Genomic DNA, 19,212 nt, shown 5'->3' on the forward strand with positions numbered 1-19,212 from the left:
GCTGGTCGCGTCGTGCGGGAAACCCGACACCGACCGTCGACGATATCGAGCGGTCCCGGCAGGTACGGTAGGTGTCACCGGCGTGGTGGCGACGGTTTCGACAGCCGCACGCCGTTGTTTATGCACGCCTAGACGTAACACCGGGACTGTTGTCTGCGATGGCAAACGTGGGGGATGGGCTGGACGAGTCGGTCGCCGCCGCTGTCGAGGGAGATCCTCAAGCGGTCGAGCGGCTACTGGCCGCTATCCGTCCCCTGGTGGTGCGGTATTGCCGCGCCAGAGTTGGCAGGCAGGAGCGCACGTTCGCTTCGGCAGACGACGTCGCCCAGGAGGTGTGTCTCGCGGTGCTCACGGCATTGCCTTCGTACCGTGACCAGGGCCGCCCCTTTCTGGCGTTCGTCTACGGAATCGCCCAGCACAAGGTCGCCGACGCGCATCGTGCCGCGTCCCGCAACCGCGCGGAGCCGGTCGCCGAGGTCCCCGACGAGGTCGAGGGGGACGTCGGCCCCGAGCAGCGCGCTCTGCAGGGTGAGTTGAACGAACGGATGTCGCAGTTGTTGCAGGTTCTGCCGGACAAACAACGCGAGATCGTGGTGTTGCGGGTCGTCGTCGGGTTGTCCGCGGAGGAGACCGCGGACGCCGTCGGCTCGACGCCCGGGGCGGTCAGGGTCGCCCAGCATCGCGCCCTCGCGCGGCTACGCAAGGCGCTGGCCGCTGAGGAGGTGGTCTGATGACGGAACGCGACGGTGTTGACGGCGACAACCACGAGAACGACAACCACGAGAACGACAACCACGAGAACCACAAGCACGAAGCCGAGTCCGGGGTCGACGGCCGCGACGACGCCGCGACGTCGCGCGAGTCAGGCACACCCTTCGACTCCGCCGACCTCTCGGAGACCGACCTCACCGCCGGACAGGAGGCCGAGCGGGCCGACTCCGAGCTGACCGATCTCTCCTCCATCCAGGCCGACGACGCGCTGCTCGACGCTCTCGGCGGGGCGGACTCCCGGGTCGCCGACGGCCTCGGCGACCACGAACTGAGCGCACTGCTGCTCGCGTGGCGGCGCGACGTCGACAGCGAGGCCCTTCCCGAGCTGGTCGACACCGACACGGCCGTCACCACGGTCAAGACCGCCGCCGTCGCGCGCAACGCGCGGGGCCGGAGCCGCAGGCGCATGCTCGTTCCCGTGGCCGCGGCCGCCGCCGTGCTGGCCATCGGCTTCACCGGGACGGCTCTCGCGGCGCGAGACGCGCAGCCCGGCGACACGCTGTGGGGCCTCAGCAAGGTGCTGTACGCCGACCACGCGCGGTCGGTGGAGGCCGCGGCGTCCGTGCGTACCGACCTGGAGGCCGCGTACCTGGCCATCGCGCAGCAGCGTTACGAGGACGCGCGGGCCGCTCTGGACGAGGCCGAGGAGGCGCTCCAGGGTGTGACCGGCGAGGACGAGCTCGCGAAGCTGCGTGCGCGGCACACCGAGTTGATGGCCCAGCTCGACGAGCCGGAGAACGCGCCCGAGGTCCCTCCGAACTCGTCGTCTCACGCCACGTCGAGCACCGCGGAACCGGACACGTCCACGCCGTCGGGTTCGGTGCCGGAGTCGTCGCAGCACAGCGTCCCGCCCGAGCTGGACGAGACGTCCTCGATCCCCACGACCGAGCCGCCGTCGTCCACGGAGCCGACGTCGCCGCCGACGACCACCGAGGACAGCCCCAGCGAGGACGAGTCGGGCAGCCGGTCCGACACGTCGGTCTCCAGGGAGGGGTGGGGGCTCACCGGCTGAGCCGGTCGAGGCCCCACAGACGACGAACGCCCTCCGCGAGGGGAGGGCGTTCGGGCGACGCGACCGTCAGTGGGCGTTCTCGGTGGCGGTGATCCCGTCGGCGAACCCGCGGCAGTAGTCCCAGGTGACGTAGAGCGCGGGGTTCGGGTCGAAGGCCGGTTCGTGGGGGCGCATGTGCCCGTCGGCCAGCAGTTGTTCGAGACTCGCCCGGAGCAGATGCCAGTCGTGGTAGTGAGGCTGCTCGCATTCGCCGCAGTCCACGACGATGCCCCTCACTCCCCGCGGCTCCAGCAGTGCCTGGTAGACCGTGAGGTCCGACAGGTCCGCGAGGAGCTCGGAGCGCTCTTCGGGGCTCATCGGTTCGGCAGCGGGCTCATCGAGCGCCGCGAACTCCCTGGCTGGGTCGTTCGGGTCGTCGGCGAACGGATCCGGAGGCAACACTTCGTGTGGCACGATCCAGCACGGTACCGGGCCGTCCCCGGGTTGCGTCCAGATACCATCGATTAAAGGGTCCGCGGTCCCGTGGACGGTTCATCCTGCCGAGGAAGGTCAGCTCCACTCATGACGAATGACACCGTGCCCGCAGGTCCGTCCTCCGTGTCGGAGGAGGCCGGTGGAGTCCCGGACAAGTTCGCGATGCTGGGCCTGACGTTCGACGACGTTCTGCTGCTGCCCGCCGAGTCGGACGTGATCCCGAGCGGCGTGGACACGAGCACCAACCTGACCCGCAACGTGCGGCTGAACATCCCCGTGGTGTCCGCGGCGATGGACACGGTGACCGAGGCGCGCATGGCCATCGCCATGGCTCGGCAGGGTGGTCTGGGCGTATTGCAGCGGAACCTCCCGATCGACGAACAGGCTCAGGCCGTCGAGATCGTCAAGCGTTCCGAGGCCGGCATGGTGACCGATCCGGTCACGTGTTCGCCGGACGACACCCTCGCGGAGGTGGACGAGCTGTGCGCTCGGTTCCGCATCTCCGGTGTGCCGGTGACGGACGCCTCGGGCGCGCTCGTCGGCATCATCACCAACCGCGACATGCGGTTCGAGGTGGACTACAGCAAGCCCGTGCGCGAGGTGATGACGAAGGCGCCGCTGGTGACGGCGCAGGTGGGTGTCACCGCCGACGCGGCACTCGGGCTGCTGCGGCGCCACAAGATCGAGAAGCTGCCGATCGTCGACGGTGACGGCAAGCTGCGCGGCCTCATCACGGTCAAGGACTTCGTCAAGACGGAGCAGTACCCGAACGCCACGAAGGACACCGACGGCCGGCTGGTCGTGGGCGCCGCCGTGGGCGTGGGCGCCGACGGGTACCAGCGCGCCATGGTGTTGGCCGACGCGGGCGTCGACGTGCTCATGGTCGACACGGCGCACGGGCACTCCCGTGGCGTGCTGGAGACGGTCACCCGCCTGAAGAAGGAGCTCGGCGACACCGTCGACGTGGTCGGTGGCAACGTCGCCACGCGGGCGGGCGCGCAGGCACTCGTCGACGCGGGTGCGGACGCCGTCAAGGTCGGCGTCGGTCCCGGCTCCATCTGCACCACGCGGGTCGTGGCCGGTGTCGGTGTGCCCCAGATCTCGGCCATCTACGAGGCCGACAAGGCGTGCCGGCCCGCGGGGGTCCCCGTGATCGGGGACGGCGGCATCCAGTACTCCGGTGACATCGCCAAGGCCATCGCGGCCGGGGCGTCGTCGGTGATGCTCGGCAGTCTGCTGGCGGGCACCGCGGAGGCGCCGGGTGAGCTGGTGTTCGTCAACGGCAAGCAGTACAAGATCTACCGCGGCATGGGCTCGCTCGGAGCGATGCAGTCGCGGGGCGGGGGCCGGTCGTACTCGAAGGACCGCTACGCGCAGGATGACGTGCTGTCCGAGGACAAGCTCGTGCCCGAGGGCATCGAGGGGCGGACTCCGTTCCGTGGCCCGCTCGCCGGTGTGGTGCACCAGCTCGTGGGCGGGCTGCGTTCCGGCATGGGTTACGCGGGTGCCGCGACCATCGCCGAGCTGCAGCGGGCGCAGCTCGTGCGCATCACGTCGGCGGGGTTGAAGGAGAGCCACCCCCACGACATCACGATGACGGTGGAGTCGCCGAACTACACCTCCCGGTAGTTCGCCTCTCACCTCGACGTCGGCCTCAGGGCCGAAGAAACAGAAGGGATTTCACGTGCGGGATCTGGTCGAGATCGGCATGGGCCGGACAGCCCGGCGGTCGTACGGCTTCGACGACATCGAGATCGTGCCGTCGCGGCGCACGCGGTCGTCGAAGGTCGTCTCCACCGCCTGGCAGATCGACGCGTACCGATTCGACCTGCCGCTGGTGACCCACCCCACCGACGCCGTGGTCTCGCCGGAGACGGCGGTGTCGATCGGCAAGCTCGGTGGGCTGGCCGTGCTCAACGCCGAGGGTGTGTGGGCGCGGCACGCCGACGCGGACAAGGCCCTCGCGCGGGTCGTGGACGCCGCTCGCCGGGGTGCCGACTGGGGCGAGCTGGGTGCGCTGCTGCAGGAGTTGCACTCGGCGCCGATCCAGAACGGGCTGCTCACCGAGGCGATCCGCACGGTGCGCGACTCCGGTGTGACGGTGGCGGCCCGGGTCAGCCCCCAGCACGCCGCCGAGCTGACTCCGGTGTTGCTGAGCGCGGGGGTCGAGATCCTGGTCGTGCAGGGCACGATCGTGTCGGCCGAGCACGTGGCACGCGACGGCGACCCGCTGAACCTCAAGGAGTTCATCTCCAACCTGGACGTGCCGGTGATCGCGGGCGGTGTCAGCGACTACCGCACGGCCATGCACCTGATGCGCACGGGCGCGGCGGGTGTGATCGTCGGACACGGTCACACGCCCGGCGTGACCAGCACGGACAAGGTGCTCGGCATCGGCGTGCCGATGGCGACCGCGGTGATCGACGCGGCGGCGGCGCGCCGGGACTACCTCGACGAGACCGGGGGCCGGTACGTGCACGTGCTGGCCGACGGCGGGGTGACCTGCAGTGGTGACATCGCGAAGGCCGTGGCCTGTGGGGCCGACGCCGTGATGCTCGGTGCGCCGCTCGCGGCCACTACGGAGTCGCCGGGCAAGGGGCTGTACTGGACGGCGGCGGCCGCGCACCCGTCGTTGCCGCGGTCCCGGGTGGCCGAGGGGCCGAGCCGCGACGTGGATCTGGAGACGCTGCTGCACGGGCCGTCGTCGGATCCGGAGGGTGTGGTGAACCTGTTCGGTGCGCTGCGCCGTGCGCTGGCGAAGACGGGTTACTCCGACCTGAAGGAGTTCCAGAAGGTCGGGCTCGCGGTTCGCGCCTGAGCCGATCCCAACTCGCGAGTAACTTACCTCTGGTCAGAACAGGGGTGCCCGGTCTACGCTCTGCCTGTGACTGGGCGTAACACTCACGGTGTGGACCGCGACGTGGACTACGACGTCGTGGTCGTCGGGTCTGGTTTCGGCGGCAGCGTGGCCGCACTCAGGTTGACGGAGAAGGGCTACCGCGTCGCGGTGGTGGAGGCCGGTCGCCGGTTCGCCGACGACGAGTTCGCCTCGACGTCGTGGGATCTCCGCCGTTACCTGTGGGCGCCGAGCGTCGGCTGCTTCGGGATCCAGCGGGTGCACCTGCTCAAGGACGTGATGGTGCTGGCGGGCGCGGGCGTCGGAGGCGGCTCGCTCGTCTACGCCAACACGCTGTACCGGCCGTTGCGGCCGTTCTACACCGACCGGCAGTGGGCCCACATCACCGACTGGGAGTCGGAACTCGCGCCGCACTACGACCAGGCCGGCCGGATGCTCGGCGTGGTCACCAACCCCACGGTGACCCCGTCGGACGAGGTCATGAAGAAGGTCGCCGCCGACATGGGGGTGGCCGACACCTACCGGCCCACACCGGTGGGCGTGTACTTCGGTACACCGGGCGAGCGGGTGTCCGATCCCTACTTCGGGGGCGTGGGCCCCGACCGGGTCGGCTGCACCGAGTGCGGTGCGTGCATGACGGGATGCCGGGTCGGTGCCAAGAACACGCTCGTGAAGAACTACCTCTACCTGGCCGAACAGGGTGGGGCGAAGGTGATCCCGCTGACCACGGTGACGGCCGTGCGTCCGCGCGGCGACGGCACGTACGAGGTGGACCTCCGCAAGACGGGGACGGTGTCGCGCCGGTTCCGGCACACGCTGACCGCGGCCCACGTGGTCTTCGCCGCGGGAACCTGGGGCACCCAGCGTCTGCTGCACGACATGCGTGACAAGGGTGTGCTGCCGCGCCTGTCCTCGCGACTGGGTGAGCTGACGCGCACCAACTCCGAGGCCATCGTCGGCGCCGGTCGGACCAGCGTCGACCCGGACCGCGACTTCAGCCGCGGCGTGGCCATCACGTCGTCGTTCCATCCCGACCCGAACACCCACATCGAGCCCGTGCGCTACGGCAAGGGCAGCAACGCCATGAGCCTCCTGCAGACCGTCGCCACCGACGGCGCGTCGGAGGTGTCTCGGTGGAGGCAGGTGCTGCGCTTCGTCCGCAAGCACCCGCTGCAGACGCTCAAGCTGTTGAACGGGTACCGCTGGAGCGAGCGAACGGTGATCCTGCTGGTGATGCAGAGTCTCGACAACTCGATCACCACCTACACGAAGAAGGGCTGGTTCGGCCGTCGCAGGTACACGTCGCGGCAGGGGCACGGCGCGCCGAACCCGACGTTCATCCCGGCGGGTCACGAGGCGAACCAGCGGACGGCCGAGCACATCGGCGGCATCGCGGGCGGCACGTGGGGCGAGGTGTTCGACATCCCGCTCACCGCGCACTTCATCGGCGGTGCGCCGATCGGCACGGACCCCGACAGCGGGGTGATCGACCCGTATCACCGGGTGTTCCACTACCCGAACCTGCACGTCGTCGACGGCACCGCGATCACGGCCAACCTGGGCGTGAACCCGTCGCTGACCATCGCCGCGCAGGCGGAACGCGCGTTCTCGTTGTGGCCCAACAAGGGTGAGGCCGACATGCGGCCGAAGCAGGGGGAGCCGTACCGGCGTCTCGACCCGGTGCCGCCGAAGGCGCCCGCCGTGCCGGCGCACGCCCCGGCCGCGTTGCGTTCGGCACGCGTGCGCGACTAGGGGCGCCCGCCCACGGCCAGCACCGTGACGACCTCGCGGCGGAGCGCGCGGGCGGCGTCGCGGACGTCGCCGGGACGTCGCCGGGGAACGTCGCCGACGACGACTTGGCCGGCCGTCGTCCGTTCCGCCGCGTGCTGTGCGAGGTCGAGGTCGCGCGTGAACACGCCGACGGCTCGTGGTGCGGGTCCGGGCGGGCACAGTCCCGCCGCCAGGGCGGTGTCGAGCGTGTCCGCCACCGACACCGTGACGACGGGCCCCAGGGCGACGCGCTCCGGTAGCGCCTCGACGGGCAGGCCCGTGACCAGGGTGGGGTGCACGACGGTGCCCGTCCGTTCACCCCCGAGCGGGACGTCGGCGCCTCGCGATCGCGCCTCGGTGACCCAGGCCAGGGTGCGGCGGGCGGCGTCCTCGTCGGGCAACGCCCCGACCGCGACCGCGGCGTCGTAGGGATCGCCGACACGGTGTGCGGACAGCGCGGCGGTGAGGGCCTCCACGAAGCGTTCCGCGCTCGTCGCGTGCACCACGACGTCGCGCACAGGCAGGTGTGATCGGCCCTCCCAGTCGACGACGGAGGCCGCGACGGCCGCGGCCGCGTCGGACACGTCGGGCCAGTCGGGCAGCACGGTGACCCGCGAGCGCCCGGCGGGTGTGGTGATCGGGCACAGGCGGGGATCGCCGACGAGCAGGTCGGGTGCGCGGGCGGGCAGCACCGAGAACACACCGGCGGGCAAGGCCGTCGTGGCGAGGACGTCGGCGAGGGTCTCGGCGAGCGCGAGGGTCGACAGCGCGGCGCGGGGTGTGGGCACCACCACCACGGGCGTACCCACGGCGAGAGCCGCGCCGACCGCGACGGACGTGCTCGCCAGCGCACGATGCGGCGAGACGAGGCCGAGCGCGACTCCGCGCGGGACCTGCCGGGTGACCCGCACCGCAGGTCGGTCGGGGTGTCCCGGGGCGTCCGGGCCGTCCAGGTGGGCGCGGGACGACGTTTCGCCCGCGAAACGCGCCGCGTGCCGCAACGTCGCGACCGCGAGCCGCACCTCGGTGGCGGCGAGAGTCAGGGGCGCGGCGGCCTCGGCGGTGAGGAGCTCGGCGAACTCGTCGGCGCGGGACTCCACGGCCCGAGCGAGCCGGTCGAGCACGGCAGCGCGGGCGTGCGCGGGGACCGACCGCGTTTCGCCCGCGAAACGCGCGGCACCCGCCACGGCGCGTTCCACCTGCGCTGCGCTGGGGAGGGAGACGGTGGCGACCTCGGTGCCGTCGTAGGCGTGGCGGACGGGAGCGGTCTCCTCGCCGGGCTCCGGTCGTCCGCCGATCCACGCAGCCCGGGGGCGCGGTGTGACCGCCTCCATCGGCTCCATGCGCGTGACCGTAACCGCCACCTGGGGGAATCGCTCGTCGGTCCGCCTGCGACGATGGAGGCAGACTTTTCGTCTCGAAGGCCGACTGGTGAGGAGTTCGACAGTGTCAGATGGCCCCGTGCTCGTGGTGGACTACGGCGCGCAGTACGCGCAGCTCATCGCCCGGCGGGTCCGCGAAGCGCAGGTGTACTCGGAGGTCGTGCCCCACACGACTCCGGTCGACGAGATCCTCGAACGCAACCCGTCGGCCATCATCCTGTCGGGTGGCCCCGCGAGCGTGTACGCCGAGGACGCGCCCGGCGTCGACCCGGCGCTGTTCGACGCGGGGGTTCCCGTGTTCGGCATCTGCTACGGCTTCCAGGCGATGGCCAAGGCGTTGGGCGGCACGGTCGAGCACACGGGCACCCGGGAGTTCGGGCGCACGGAACTGGGTGTCTCCGGTGGATCCCTGCACGAGGACCTCCCGGCCCGGCACCCGGTGTGGATGAGCCACGGCGACTGCGTCACGAAGGCTCCCGAGGGCTTCGCCGTCACGGCGGGCAGCGAGGGCGCCCCGGTGGCGGGCTTCGAGGACACCGAGCGCAAGCTCGCCGGGGTCCAGTACCACCCCGAGGTGGCGCACTCGCCGCACGGCCAGGAGGTCCTGCGGCGGTTCCTGCACGACATCGCCGGTGTCCGGCCGAGGTGGACCACGGCGTCGATCGTGGACGACCAGATCGAGCGGATCCGGGCCCAGGTGGGCGACGGTCACGCGATCTGCGGGCTGTCCGGTGGAGTGGACTCCGCGGTGGCCGCGGCGCTGGTGCAGCGCGCGATCGGTGACCGGCTCACGTGTGTCTTCGTGGACCACGGACTCCTGCGCGCGGGAGAGCGGGCGCAGGTGGAGCGCGACTTCGTGGCGGCCACGGGTGTCAAGCTCGTCACGGTGGACGCGGCCGACCGCTTCCTCACGGCGCTGGACGGCGTCACCGATCCCGAGCAGAAGCGCAAGATCATCGGCCGGGAGTTCATCCGCGTCTTCGAGCAGGCGGCGCGCGAGGTGAACGCGAAGGGCGACGTCGAGTTCCTCGTCCAGGGCACGCTGTACCCGGACGTCGTGGAGTCCGGCGGCGGGGCCGGCACCTCCAACATCAAGAGCCACCACAACGTGGGCGGCCTGCCCGACGACCTGCAGTTCACGCTCGTGGAGCCGTTGCGGCTGCTGTTCAAGGACGAGGTGCGCAGGGTCGGGCTCGAACTGGGCCTTCCCGAGACGATCGTGCACCGGCAGCCGTTCCCGGGCCCGGGCCTCGCCATCCGCATCATCGGCGCCGTGACCTCCGACCGGCTGGAGACGCTGCGGGCGGCGGACGCGATCGCGCGGGAGGAGCTCACGGCGGCCGGACTCGACTCCGACATCTGGCAGTGCCCCGTGGTGCTGCTCGCCGACGTGCGCAGTGTCGGGGTGCAGGGAGACGGACGCACGTACGGCCATCCTGTGGTGTTGCGCCCGGTTTCCAGTGAAGACGCCATGACCGCCGACTGGGCTCGGCTACCCTACGACGTGCTCGAGCGAATCTCCACCCGGATCACCAACGAGGTGGCCGAGGTGAACCGCGTGGTGCTGGACGTCACCAGCAAGCCGCCGGGGACGATCGAGTGGGAGTGACCGACACGGATCCCGGGGGTGGATAGCAGTGTGGATCGTGGGCGTGGTGCTGCTGGTCGTCGCTGTCGGCGCGTTCTTCTACATGAAGCACACACGCGACGAACTGCACGCCATGATCGGTACCGAGACGCTGTCGATTCCTGAGCTGGAGCGCTACCGGGGCGCCTCCGACGAGGTCGGTGGCACCGGGGCGTTCCGCAAGACGGCCGAGGTCGTGGGAGCGGCGCACCCGCGGCCCGAGGGCACGCTGACAGCGGAGCTGTCCAAGACGGAGTGCGTCTGGTACCGCTACCGCATCGACCGGCACTACGAAGTGATCGAGTACCGGGACGGCAAGCGGCACCGGCGCAAGCGCACCGAACGCGTTGCCGAGCACACCTCGCACGAGGGTTACGCCGTGATCGACAACGAGGGCCGCACGATCGGCGTCGACCCGAACGGCACCAAGCCCGACGGTGTCGAGCAGACGGTGTCCCGGTTCGAGCCGCACCGCGACGGCGGGGGCGGGGTCGACCTGTTCGGCATCCGGTTGCCCGCGTTGTTCGGCCGTAGTGACAGCACCATCGGCTACGACTACAAGGAATGGGTCATCCGTCCTGGTCAGCGGCTGTACATCCTGGGTGAGGTCCACGACCGGATCGGCCCGCTCGTGATCGGCAAGCCGAGCGAGAAGGGGCACTTCATCATCTCCACGCGCACCGAGGAGGAGTTGCGCGCGAGCCGCGTGCAGCGGCACAAGCTCCTCGCGGCGGGCACGGTCGCCAGCTGTGTCGTGGGGCTCGGCCTGCTCGTGGGCGGCCTGTTCACCTGACTCGCGACGACGACCCTCGCCGCGCTCGACCGGCCCCGCGCCGGGGTCAGCGCCCGGACTTGCGGGGCCGCATCGACGCCACCAGCATCAGCACACCCACGAGTGCGGCTCCGCCACCCAGCGCCCAGCGCAGGTCCACGTGCGGGAACCAGGTGTTCGCGTCGGACAGGACGTACGCCGAGACCAGCAGGGTGGCGATCCCCGCCAGCAGGGTGACCAGGTCGGTTGTGCGCGACGCGCCCTTGCGCTCGTCGGAGTCAGCCACGGAGCACCTCCACGGGTCCGGCCCCGGCCTTGGCGGTCAGGGAGATCTTCGGTCCACCTTCCCCGTCGAGGCCGTAGTCGTGGCCTCGCAGGTTCGGTGTGTTGACGCCGTTGTGTGCCTGACCGAGGCACTCCATGGTGCCGACGCCGGTCTCGCACGAGTACCAGACGTCCGCGTCCGGCGGAACCAGCACCGTGACCGGGCCCGCGCCGCTGCGCACGGTCGTGCGGACCTGGTCGTCGCCCGAGAGCGCGGTCAGATCGAGGCGGATGCTGCCCGCCGTCCGCTCGTAGGTCGGCAGCACCTGGTCGGCCGAGGTGGGCGTGGCGACGAGGTCCCCGAACCCGCCACGGAAGTGCTCGCTGGGCACCGCGCCGAACACGAGTCCGGCCAGCGCCAGCGGCAACGCCAGCCACACGAGCCCCCGTCCACCCCCGAGGAACGATCCGACCACCATGCCGAGGCCGAGCACCGCGAGCATCAGCCCCACCACGTGCGCCGGGGTGAACCACGGCACGCCCTCCGCCGCCAGCGCCGCACCCACCCCGCCGACGGCCAGTGCCACGCCCACGACCGCGAACCCGATCCGGGACTTCCGGCGGGGTGGTGCGGGTGGCTCGGGCCGAGTCGTCGGGGCGGGTGCGTCCGCCTCCGGCAGCCGCCAACCGAGAGGATCCGCCCCCAGCGCATCCCAGGTCGACGGTGCCTGTGCCACGGGCGCTCCCCACGCGCCCGTGCCGCCCCCGGTCATCGTCGCCGTCGTGGTGTTCGACCCCGATCGAACACCCGTGGGCACCGGCCGGCGGTGTTGCCCCCTGCTGCGGTGCAGCAGGTACAGGCCTGTCACGACGAGTGCCAGGCCCACGAAGGTGCCTCCGTCGATCCAGCTGTGGTCGGAGAAGCTCCACAGCGACAGGGGAAGGAGCACCAGGCACAGGGCCAGTGCGGCGGGCTTCGACATCGAGCTGCGCCCCCTCCCCAGGAGGCTCTCGATCGCCGACGCCTCGTCGTCCCCGTCAGCGAAGATCAGCATCCCCACGAGGTACAGCGCGACACCGATGCCGCCGAACACGGTCAACACGACGAACGCGACACGCACGACAGCCGGATCGATGCCGTAGCGGTTCCCGACCCCGGCCGCCACCCCGGCCACTTTGCGACCATGGCGGGGGCGTCGAGGCCGCGAGACCCAGAAGTCCTTCACCGTGTCCTCGAAGCCCTGGAGGTGCTTCGGGGAACCCGTCGTGGTGTTCATGCCGATCAGCATGCGGGACACGGCGGGCCCGGCACATCGGGGAGGAACCCTGAACCTACCCGGCGGTGGTCCCCGGTGTCCGGGGCATCTCAGGGGTTTCCCCGATGAGCGGCGCGGGTGGTGCGTGTGACGATGAGTGTGTGGAGCAGCAGGTGACCGGCGATCGTGTGCCCACCGGAGGGTGGGCCCCGGCGGACACCGGTGCAGGATCGTCCGCGGACACGCGGGGGAGCGGGGCCGCGTCCGGTTCGGGGGCGGACGCGGCCGTGGAGTCGGCGGGCGGTCGGCGCCCCGGATCGCCGGTGGACGCGGACACGCCGCCGAAGATGTATCGGCGTCGCAGCGGCCGGGCACTGGCGGGCGTCGCGGGCGGACTCGCCGACCACCTCGGCGTCAAGGTGCTGTGGGTGCGGGCGACGTTCGCCGTGCTCGCGGCGTTCGGCGGGATGGGGCTGCTCGCCTACGCGCTGTTGTGGATGTTCGTGCCGCAGCAGTCGGGGGACGACCAGGGCGCCCCGGAGTCGACGAAGGAACGGCAGCAGGCGTACGGGCTCGTCGCGCTCGGGCTCGGGCTGGCCGTGGCGGGCAGTGCGCTCACCGGGCTGTTCAGCGGCTGGGTGGGCGTGCCGCTGGCCATCGCGCTCGTCGGCGCCGCCGTGGTGTGGCGTGAGGCCGACGACTCCCAGCGCAGGCGGTGGCGGGACGGTGCCCGCACCGGGGTCGCCGGTGTCCTCGGCGGTGGCGGCGTCCGGCCGCTCGTGCGCGTCCTCGCGGGCGTGGCGCTGGTGGCGGCGGGCATCGGGGTCGTGGTGTTCCGCGACGGGAGTCTCGACCAGGTCCAGTTCGCGCTGATCGCGGTGCTCGCGACGCTCGTCGGGGTCGCGGTGCTGACGGTGCCGTTCTGGCTGCGGTTGATCCGCGATCTCGGCGAGGAGCGCCGCGCGAGGATCCGCACCGAGGAGCGCGCCGAGATCGCGGCCCACCTGCACGACTCGGTCCTGCAGACCCTGGCGCTGATCCAGAAGCAGGCGGAGATGCCGCGCGAGGTGGCGCGCCTGGCCCGGAGTCAGGAACGGCAGCTGCGGCAGTGGCTGTACGGGCCGTCGGGCTACGGAAGCTCCCCGTCGTCCGGCGAGGAGCGGGTCACCAACCTGTCGGAGGCACTGGCTACCGCGTGCGGCGAGGTGGAGGACGCGTTCGCGATCTCGGTGCAGCAGGTCGTGGTCGGAGGTGAGGTCGAGGTCGACGAACGCCTCGGTGCGCTGATCCAGGCGGCCCGCGAGGCGATCGTCAACGCGGCCAAGCACGCGGGCGTCGACGAGGTCAGCGTGTACGCGGAGGTGGAACGCGAGTCGGTGACGGTGTTCGTCCGCGACCGTGGCCGCGGATTCGATCCCGAGGCCGTTCCCGAGGACCGGCATGGCCTCGCCGACTCGATCAGAGGCAGGATGGAACGCAACGGTGGCACGTGCCGGTTGCGGACCGCGCCGGGCGAGGGCACCGAGGTGCAGTTGGAGATGCCGCGCAGGTCCGCGGACAGGAGCGCTCAGGGGGCGTCGTGACCACAGGTGAGCAGCAGAAGCGACCCGTCACCGTTTTTCTCGTCGATGACCACGCGCTGTTCCGGGCGGGAGCGCGGACCGAACTGGAGTCGGTGAGCGACGAGGTGCGGGTGGTCGGCGAGGCCGGTTCGGTGGGGGAGGCCGTGGCCGCCATCCGCCGGGTGCGCCCGCAGGTGGTGCTGCTCGACGTGCACATGCCCGACGGTGGCGGCGCGGAGGTGTTGCGGCGGGTGCGGCCCGAGCTGCCCGACGTCGTGTTCCTCGCGCTGTCGGTGTCCGACGCGGCGGAGGACGTCATCGCGGTGATCCGCGCGGGTGCGCGCGGCTACGTCACCAAGACGATCTCGTCGCGGGAGCTCGTGCGTGCGGTGCTCAGGGTGGCCGACGGCGACGCGGTGTTCTCGCCGCGGCTCGCGGGGTTCGTGCTCGACGCGTTCGCCGACCGGCCGGGCGCGGAGCCGATCAACGATCCCGACCTCGATCTGCTGACGCCCAGGGAACGCGACGTGCTGCGGCTGCTGGCGCGCGGCTACGCCTACAAGGAGATCGCCTCGGAGCTGTTCATCTCCGTGAAGACCGTGGAGACCCACGTGTCCAGCGTGCTGCGCAAGACGCAGCTGTCCAACCGCTACGAGCTGTCGCGCTGGGCCTCCGACCGCCGACTGGTCTGACCCCAGCGGGGGATCGCGGCGGCCAGGGCCAGCGCACCGAGGCCGCCGAGCGCCGCGGCGGCCACCCCGAGCGACTGCCCGGGCGGGCTCCAGTCCAGGGTGAGCTCGCCGGCCTGGGTTCCCGGGGGCAGCGTGACCGTGACCAGCCCGGCCGGCGTCGTCTCCACCGGGAGCTCGGTGCCGTCGACGCTCGCGCGGTACCCCGGCCAGCCGAGGCGGGAGAAGACGACCCGGTGTTCCCGCGCGGGGTCGGTCGTCGCGAAGCGCACGCTCTCCCCGGTCGCGCCGGTCGCCCCGTGGACGGTGTCGGCGGCGGTGACGTCCAGTCCCGGTGACGCCCAGCTCAGCGTCGAGTCCGGCCACCGCGGCGGAGCCTCGCGGCGGAGTACGGTGACGACCTCGTCGCGTTCGTGCACCCGCCACCCCGCGGGTGGTTCGTCCGTGCGGGACTCGGGCACGAGCGCGTTCTGCACCACCACGGTCGTGACGCCGAGCAGGTCCGCCAGGGGAGCACCGCCGTAGCCGGTGGGCCGCCACAGCGTGTCCCACGCCTCCGGGCAGATCGTCGAACCGGAGTGGTCGAGGCAGAAGGTGTCGCTGAAGTCGAGGTGGCCGAGACCGGTGTACGACACGAGGGAGTCGACACCCGCCGCCGAGTGCAGGTTGCCGAACAGGAAGTACCGCCACGCGCCGTCCGGGTGAAGGCCGAGCGTGCGTTCCGCGGTGCTCAGGTCGGCGATCTGCATGACCGTGCCGGGGTAGCGGTCGGCGAACCGGGCCTCCAGGTCGGCCACGGAGTGCGGGTAGTAGAGCTGCGAGACGTTCGTGTTCTTCGGTGCCAGGGTGAGCTGGTAGGCGAGGACGGCGGCCGTGCCCACGCACAGCAGCGCCGCCAGCCGGGTCCGGCTCGCCCGCCGACCCCAGCCGAGGACGCCCGCGACGAGGAGGGCGAGCAGCACGCCTCCGCCCACGTGCCATGCCCACAGCTCGGGTGTGGCCGCCCAGGCCAGATAGACGCCGAGTGCGACGATCGCCGCCGTGGTGAGGGTGCGCGAGCGGACCCGGTCGGTGCGCAGGCCCGACGACAGCACCACGGCGAGCACGACCGCGCACGCGAGGAAGCAGTACTCGAGGTGCCGGATCGGCCAGCGGAACAGCCACAGTTTCGACGGCCCGAGCGCGAGGACGGCGAACGTCACCGCGACCACGAGCGGAGCGAGCAGCAGTCGCCAGCGTTGGCGCACCACTCTCCAGTCCAGCCAGGGCAGCAACGGGAGCGCGAACCACGCGAAGTAGGCGGCGGGCACCGCCAGACCCGTGCCGCCGAACACCCCGATGTAGGGCAGGTGGGTGGGCGAGCTGGACGCGAGCAGGTCGGTGAGCCCGGGCACGAGGAACCCGTCGTTCAGCACGGTGGTGTCGCTGCGCCAGGTCACCGGTGAGCTCCACAGCAGGGGCAGGAACACCAGCGGCACCAGCAGTGCTGCACACGTACCGAGGCCCGCGACCACCGTGGTGCCCCTGGCCCGGCGGCGGACGGCGAACTCGACGAGCAGACCGACGTGCACGAGCGCGACGCCGAGCAGGCCGTACGGGTTGCCCGCCGTCACGGCGAGTGCGGAGGCGGCGAACGCCCACAGCGGGTTCAGTCCGCCTCGGGCGGCCCGCCGGGTCGTCCACCAGACGTGCGGCACCCACGCGAACGCGATCAACCCGGACGCCCACGACCCGGCGTCGAAGTACAGTACGAAGCCGCCGAACGGCAGTGCCGTCGCCAGTGCCGCGGCGGCGGGGCGGGCGGCCCCGTACTCGCGGCACAGCAGGTAGGTGCCGAGCGCGAGCAGGACGAGGAACTCCGTCTTGACGAGCACCGCGGCGACGGCGAGATCCGGCAGCGCCGCCACCAGCAGGTAGTTCGCGAGGTTCACCGGGTTGTAGACGCCGAACAACGCCTCGGCGGCGAGGTTGCCGCCCATCCACGAACCGATGTCGAGCAGCGGCAGCCACTGACCGTCGGCGATGAGCTCGCCCAGCCTGTGCCACATCGGCAGGAACTGCTGGGCGCTGTCGTCCCAGTAGTAGAAGATGCGGTTGTTCACCAGCGGGAGCTGCGCCAGCAACGCCACCAGCGCGCACACGCCGGCGGCCACCCGGAACCCCGTGGCCCTCCGCGGCGGCGGTGACGGCGGTGGTTGCGTGGGCCGGAGTTCCTCGGCGGGGGTCGTGGTCGTCGTCATGAGCGAACCTCCGGGGCATGGTCGGCCCAACGCGGCTGGGCGCGGCGCTCGGTGAGGATGTACTGCGCCACCAGGAACGTCACCGGGATCGCCACCGCGGCGGCGAGCAGGGGCGCGACCTTGTCGTTGACGTCGAGCACGTCGACGAGCAGGTAGAGGCCCACCGAACTCACCACGAAGTTCGTGACGTTCGACAGCGGGAACAGCAGGAACGTGCGCAGGCTCGGGCGGATGCGGAACGTGAACCGGCAGTTGAGGAAGTACGAGCCCACCATCGCCAGCGCGAAGGCGACGACATGGGCGACGAGGTAGCTGACCACGAGCCGGAGTACCAGGTACAGGCCCACATACGTCGCTGTGTTCACCACGCCCACGGCCGCGAACCGGATCAGTCGTCGAGGCACGGGGCCTCCGGTTCCGCGGTGGTGGGGCTGGTTTCCTTCACCAGGAAGTGGGGGCGGTGTTTCGTCTCGTGGTAGATCCGCCCCAGGTACTCGCCCACCACGCCGACGAGCAGCAGCTGCATGCCACCGAACCCGATGATGCCGCACATGATCGTGACGTAGCCGGGTGCGCTCGTCCCGTTCAGCAGCGCGCCCAGGACCAGCCACAACGCGTAGACGAAGGCGGCGGCCGTGCACAGTGCGCCCACGTACACGGCGAGCCGCAGCGGGCGGTGGTTGAACGACAGGATGCCGTCGATGCCGTAGTTCAGCAGCGACCGCAGCGACCACTTGCTGTCGCCGTCGGCGCGGGCGACGTTCTCGTAGTCGACGACGGCCGTGTCGAACCCGATCCACGAGAACAGTCCCTTGGAGAAGCGGTTGCGTTCCTCCAGCGACAGCAACGCGTCCACCGCGCGCCTGCTCAGCAGCCGGAAGTCGCCGACCCCGTCGGTCAGTTCCACGTCGACGAGCCGGTTCATGATCCGGTAGTACGCCCGCGACGCCGCCGTGCGCACCCGGGCGTCGCCCGTGCGCGTCCGCCGGGCGACCACCTGGTCGTAGCCCTTGTCGATGAGGGCCACCATGTCGCCGAGCAGCTCGGGCGGGTGTTGGAGATCGGCGTCGAGGATGGCGATCAGGTCGCCGTCGGCGTGTTCGAGCCCGGCGAGCATGGCGGCTTCCTTGCCGAAGTTCCGGCTGAGCGACAGGTACCGGAACCGCGAGTCGTACCTGGCCATGGTGCGAAGCAGGTCGAGAGTGCCGTCGGTGCTGCCGTCGTCGACCAGGATGACCTCGAACTCGTCGGTGAGCGGAGGCAGCACGTGGAGGAGGGTCGCCCGCAGTGTGGGCAGGCAGGATTCCTCGTTGTAGCACGGGACGATGACGGAGAGACGCATTGTCCGCTGCTTTCGGTCGGCCGGCACGCGACGCGAGCGGTGGGTCGGGCCCGCAACGGGCCGGCCCACCGGCTCCCACACGGTGCTTGCCGTACGAAGGCGACCGGAAACGCGCTGTCAGCTCATCGGGGCGCCGAGACCCGCCGGACGGGGGACGTCCTGGGCGGGTGGGGCGGCGAGCGACGGGTACGCGGCTACAGCGTGACGATGACGGTGACGAGGACGAGCACGACGATGAGCGCCGCGAGGGCCCACACGGCGATCCGCTTCGACGACGGCGCCGGATCGGACGTCACCGGAACGCGGGTGGCGGGAGTACTGGCGGGGGCGACCCTCGGTGGGCGCGGCATCAGCGGCACCGTCGGCATGGCCGGAGCCGTGGGAGGGACGAACCCGGCCTGTCGGCCCTTGCTCACGGCCCGCAACGCGGTCACCGTGTCTCCGAGCGTCGGTCGCAGGTCGGGCTCCGAACGCAACAACTTCTCCAGGGCCGCGGTCAGCGGACCGCTCCGGGACGGCACCACCGGATCGTCCTCGCCCTCCGGGCCGAACGGCGGACTGCCTTCCACCGCTCGGAACAGGGTCGCGCCCAGGGAGTACGCGTCGGATTCCACCGTGGGCTTCTCGCCGCGTTTCACCTCGGGAGCGAGGTAGGCGGGATCGGGCGTCCCACCGTGGATGCCGATGTCGGTGAGCTTGACACCGCCGTCATCGGCCAGCAGCACGTTGCCCGGCTCCACGGCACCGTGGATCACGCCCGAACTGTGTGCCGAGGCGAGCGCCGCCCCGAGGGCCGCGCCGAGGTAGCCCGCCTGTTCCGGCGTCAGCGTGCCGTGTTCGGCCAGGAAGTCGGCCATGTTGCGCGACGGCACGTACTCCATGACGAGCCAGACGTCGTCGCCGTCCTGTAGCGCGTCGTACACCGTCACGGCGCTGGGATGGACCACCCGCATGGCACGTTTGCCCTCGTCCAGGGCGATCCGCCGCGCCTCGTCGGGATCGCGTTCCGGATCCAGGTACGTCGGTTTCGCCGCGACCGTGCGGTGCAGCATCGTGTCGAAGGCAAGCCACACGATGCCGACCCGGCCACGGCCGATCGGCTGGTCGAGCCTGTACCGCTCCCCGACGAGTGAGCCTTCGGTGTTCTTCACACGACCCCTTGTATCGCGATGCCGGTCAAACGAACATCAACGA

The 19,212-nt window shown here is 71.2% G+C and carries 17 protein-coding genes; 9 read left to right on the forward strand and 8 right to left on the reverse strand.

Annotated elements, in window-relative coordinates; all coding sequences use genetic code 11:
- The first annotated feature begins 158 nt into the window (after window positions 1-158).
- Window positions 159-731, forward strand: a complete 573-nt coding sequence (locus SACAZDRAFT_RS15895; RefSeq protein WP_005443388.1) for a sigma-70 family RNA polymerase sigma factor — start codon at window positions 159-161, stop codon at window positions 729-731.
- A complete protein-coding gene (locus tag SACAZDRAFT_RS15900) occupies window positions 731-1,783 on the forward strand; it encodes an anti-sigma-D factor RsdA (RefSeq protein WP_005443389.1) in 1,053 nt (350 codons plus the stop codon). The genes SACAZDRAFT_RS15895 and SACAZDRAFT_RS15900 overlap by 1 nt, the downstream gene beginning before the upstream one ends.
- 66 nt (window positions 1,784-1,849) lie before the next feature.
- Here the strand turns inward: SACAZDRAFT_RS15900 and SACAZDRAFT_RS15905 are convergent, their stop codons facing one another.
- Window positions 1,850-2,236 carry a DUF5319 domain-containing protein gene (locus tag SACAZDRAFT_RS15905; RefSeq protein WP_040927791.1) on the reverse strand — a complete coding sequence of 129 codons (387 nt, stop codon included), beginning with the start codon at window positions 2,234-2,236 and terminating at the stop codon, window positions 1,850-1,852.
- 108 nt (window positions 2,237-2,344) lie between these two features.
- Between SACAZDRAFT_RS15905 and guaB the strand changes: the two genes are divergently transcribed.
- The 3 genes from guaB to SACAZDRAFT_RS15920 all read left to right on the forward strand — a co-directional run bounded on the left by guaB (window position 2,345) and on the right by SACAZDRAFT_RS15920 (window position 6,866).
- Window positions 2,345-3,886, forward strand: coding sequence for an IMP dehydrogenase (gene guaB, locus SACAZDRAFT_RS15910; RefSeq protein WP_005443391.1), 1,542 nt, complete (start codon window positions 2,345-2,347; stop codon window positions 3,884-3,886).
- Window positions 3,887-3,941: 55 nt separating this feature from the next.
- On the forward strand, window positions 3,942-5,075 hold the full coding sequence (locus SACAZDRAFT_RS15915; RefSeq protein WP_005443393.1) for a GuaB3 family IMP dehydrogenase-related protein: 1,134 nt from the start codon (window positions 3,942-3,944) through the stop codon (window positions 5,073-5,075).
- A 66-nt stretch (window positions 5,076-5,141) separates the two neighbouring features.
- A complete protein-coding gene (locus SACAZDRAFT_RS15920) occupies window positions 5,142-6,866 on the forward strand; it encodes a GMC family oxidoreductase (protein WP_050983473.1) in 1,725 nt (574 codons plus the stop codon).
- On the opposite strand, the gene SACAZDRAFT_RS15925 is transcribed toward SACAZDRAFT_RS15920, so the two are convergent.
- Window positions 6,863-8,227, reverse strand: coding sequence for an aldehyde dehydrogenase family protein (locus SACAZDRAFT_RS15925; protein ID WP_050983474.1), 1,365 nt, complete (start codon window positions 8,225-8,227; stop codon window positions 6,863-6,865). The two genes, SACAZDRAFT_RS15920 and SACAZDRAFT_RS15925, sit on opposite strands and share 4 nt — an antisense overlap.
- Before the next feature lie 103 nt (window positions 8,228-8,330).
- On the opposite strand from SACAZDRAFT_RS15925, the gene guaA reads away from it, so the two are divergent.
- Both guaA and SACAZDRAFT_RS15935 read left to right on the forward strand, forming a co-directional pair.
- Entirely contained in the window at window positions 8,331-9,875 is a 1,545-nt protein-coding gene (gene guaA / locus SACAZDRAFT_RS15930) for a glutamine-hydrolyzing GMP synthase (RefSeq protein ID WP_005443396.1), read from the forward strand.
- A gap of 28 nt (window positions 9,876-9,903) precedes the next feature.
- Window positions 9,904-10,686: an E3 ubiquitin ligase family protein gene (locus tag SACAZDRAFT_RS15935; RefSeq protein WP_005443397.1), complete on the forward strand. Its 783-nt coding sequence runs from the start codon at window positions 9,904-9,906 to the stop codon at window positions 10,684-10,686.
- A gap of 46 nt (window positions 10,687-10,732) precedes the next feature.
- Here the strand turns inward: SACAZDRAFT_RS15935 and SACAZDRAFT_RS15940 are convergent, their stop codons facing one another.
- Both SACAZDRAFT_RS15940 and SACAZDRAFT_RS15945 read right to left on the reverse strand, forming a co-directional pair.
- Window positions 10,733-10,951, reverse strand: a complete 219-nt coding sequence (locus SACAZDRAFT_RS15940; protein WP_005443398.1) for a hypothetical protein — start codon at window positions 10,949-10,951, stop codon at window positions 10,733-10,735.
- Window positions 10,944-12,218 carry a PspC domain-containing protein gene (locus SACAZDRAFT_RS15945; RefSeq protein ID WP_005443399.1) on the reverse strand — a complete coding sequence of 425 codons (1,275 nt, stop codon included), beginning with the start codon at window positions 12,216-12,218 and terminating at the stop codon, window positions 10,944-10,946. The genes SACAZDRAFT_RS15940 and SACAZDRAFT_RS15945 overlap by 8 nt, the downstream gene beginning before the upstream one ends.
- A 92-nt stretch (window positions 12,219-12,310) precedes the next feature.
- Between SACAZDRAFT_RS15945 and SACAZDRAFT_RS15950 the strand changes: the two genes are divergently transcribed.
- Both SACAZDRAFT_RS15950 and SACAZDRAFT_RS15955 read left to right on the forward strand, forming a co-directional pair.
- Window positions 12,311-13,768 (forward strand): ATP-binding protein, encoded by a 1,458-nt coding sequence (locus tag SACAZDRAFT_RS15950; RefSeq protein WP_005443400.1) that lies wholly within the window; start codon window positions 12,311-12,313, stop codon window positions 13,766-13,768.
- The gene (locus SACAZDRAFT_RS15955) at window positions 13,765-14,439 is read left to right on the forward strand and encodes a response regulator (protein WP_005443401.1); all 675 of its coding nucleotides are present in this window, start codon (window positions 13,765-13,767) and stop codon (window positions 14,437-14,439) included. Before SACAZDRAFT_RS15950 ends, SACAZDRAFT_RS15955 begins: the two co-directional genes overlap by 4 nt.
- Here the strand turns inward: SACAZDRAFT_RS15955 and SACAZDRAFT_RS15960 are convergent.
- The 4 genes from SACAZDRAFT_RS15960 to SACAZDRAFT_RS15975 all read right to left on the reverse strand — a co-directional run bounded on the left by SACAZDRAFT_RS15960 (window position 14,397) and on the right by SACAZDRAFT_RS15975 (window position 19,169).
- A complete protein-coding gene (locus SACAZDRAFT_RS15960; RefSeq protein ID WP_005443402.1) occupies window positions 14,397-16,676 on the reverse strand; it encodes a hypothetical protein in 2,280 nt (759 codons plus the stop codon). The two genes, SACAZDRAFT_RS15955 and SACAZDRAFT_RS15960, sit on opposite strands and share 43 nt — an antisense overlap.
- Window positions 16,673-17,080: a GtrA family protein gene (locus SACAZDRAFT_RS15965; RefSeq protein WP_005443403.1), complete on the reverse strand. Its 408-nt coding sequence runs from the start codon at window positions 17,078-17,080 to the stop codon at window positions 16,673-16,675. Before SACAZDRAFT_RS15965 ends, SACAZDRAFT_RS15960 begins: the two co-directional genes overlap by 4 nt.
- Window positions 17,065-18,018 (reverse strand): glycosyltransferase family 2 protein, encoded by a 954-nt coding sequence (locus SACAZDRAFT_RS15970; RefSeq protein ID WP_005443404.1) that lies wholly within the window; start codon window positions 18,016-18,018, stop codon window positions 17,065-17,067. The genes SACAZDRAFT_RS15965 and SACAZDRAFT_RS15970 overlap by 16 nt, the downstream gene beginning before the upstream one ends.
- 194 nt (window positions 18,019-18,212) lie before the next feature.
- Window positions 18,213-19,169, reverse strand: coding sequence for a serine/threonine-protein kinase (locus SACAZDRAFT_RS15975; RefSeq protein ID WP_005443405.1), 957 nt, complete (start codon window positions 19,167-19,169; stop codon window positions 18,213-18,215).
- Between the last annotated feature and the right edge of the window lie 43 nt (window positions 19,170-19,212).

Source organism: Saccharomonospora azurea NA-128 (assembly GCF_000231055.2).
GTDB lineage: Bacteria > Actinomycetota > Actinomycetes > Mycobacteriales > Pseudonocardiaceae > Saccharomonospora > Saccharomonospora azurea.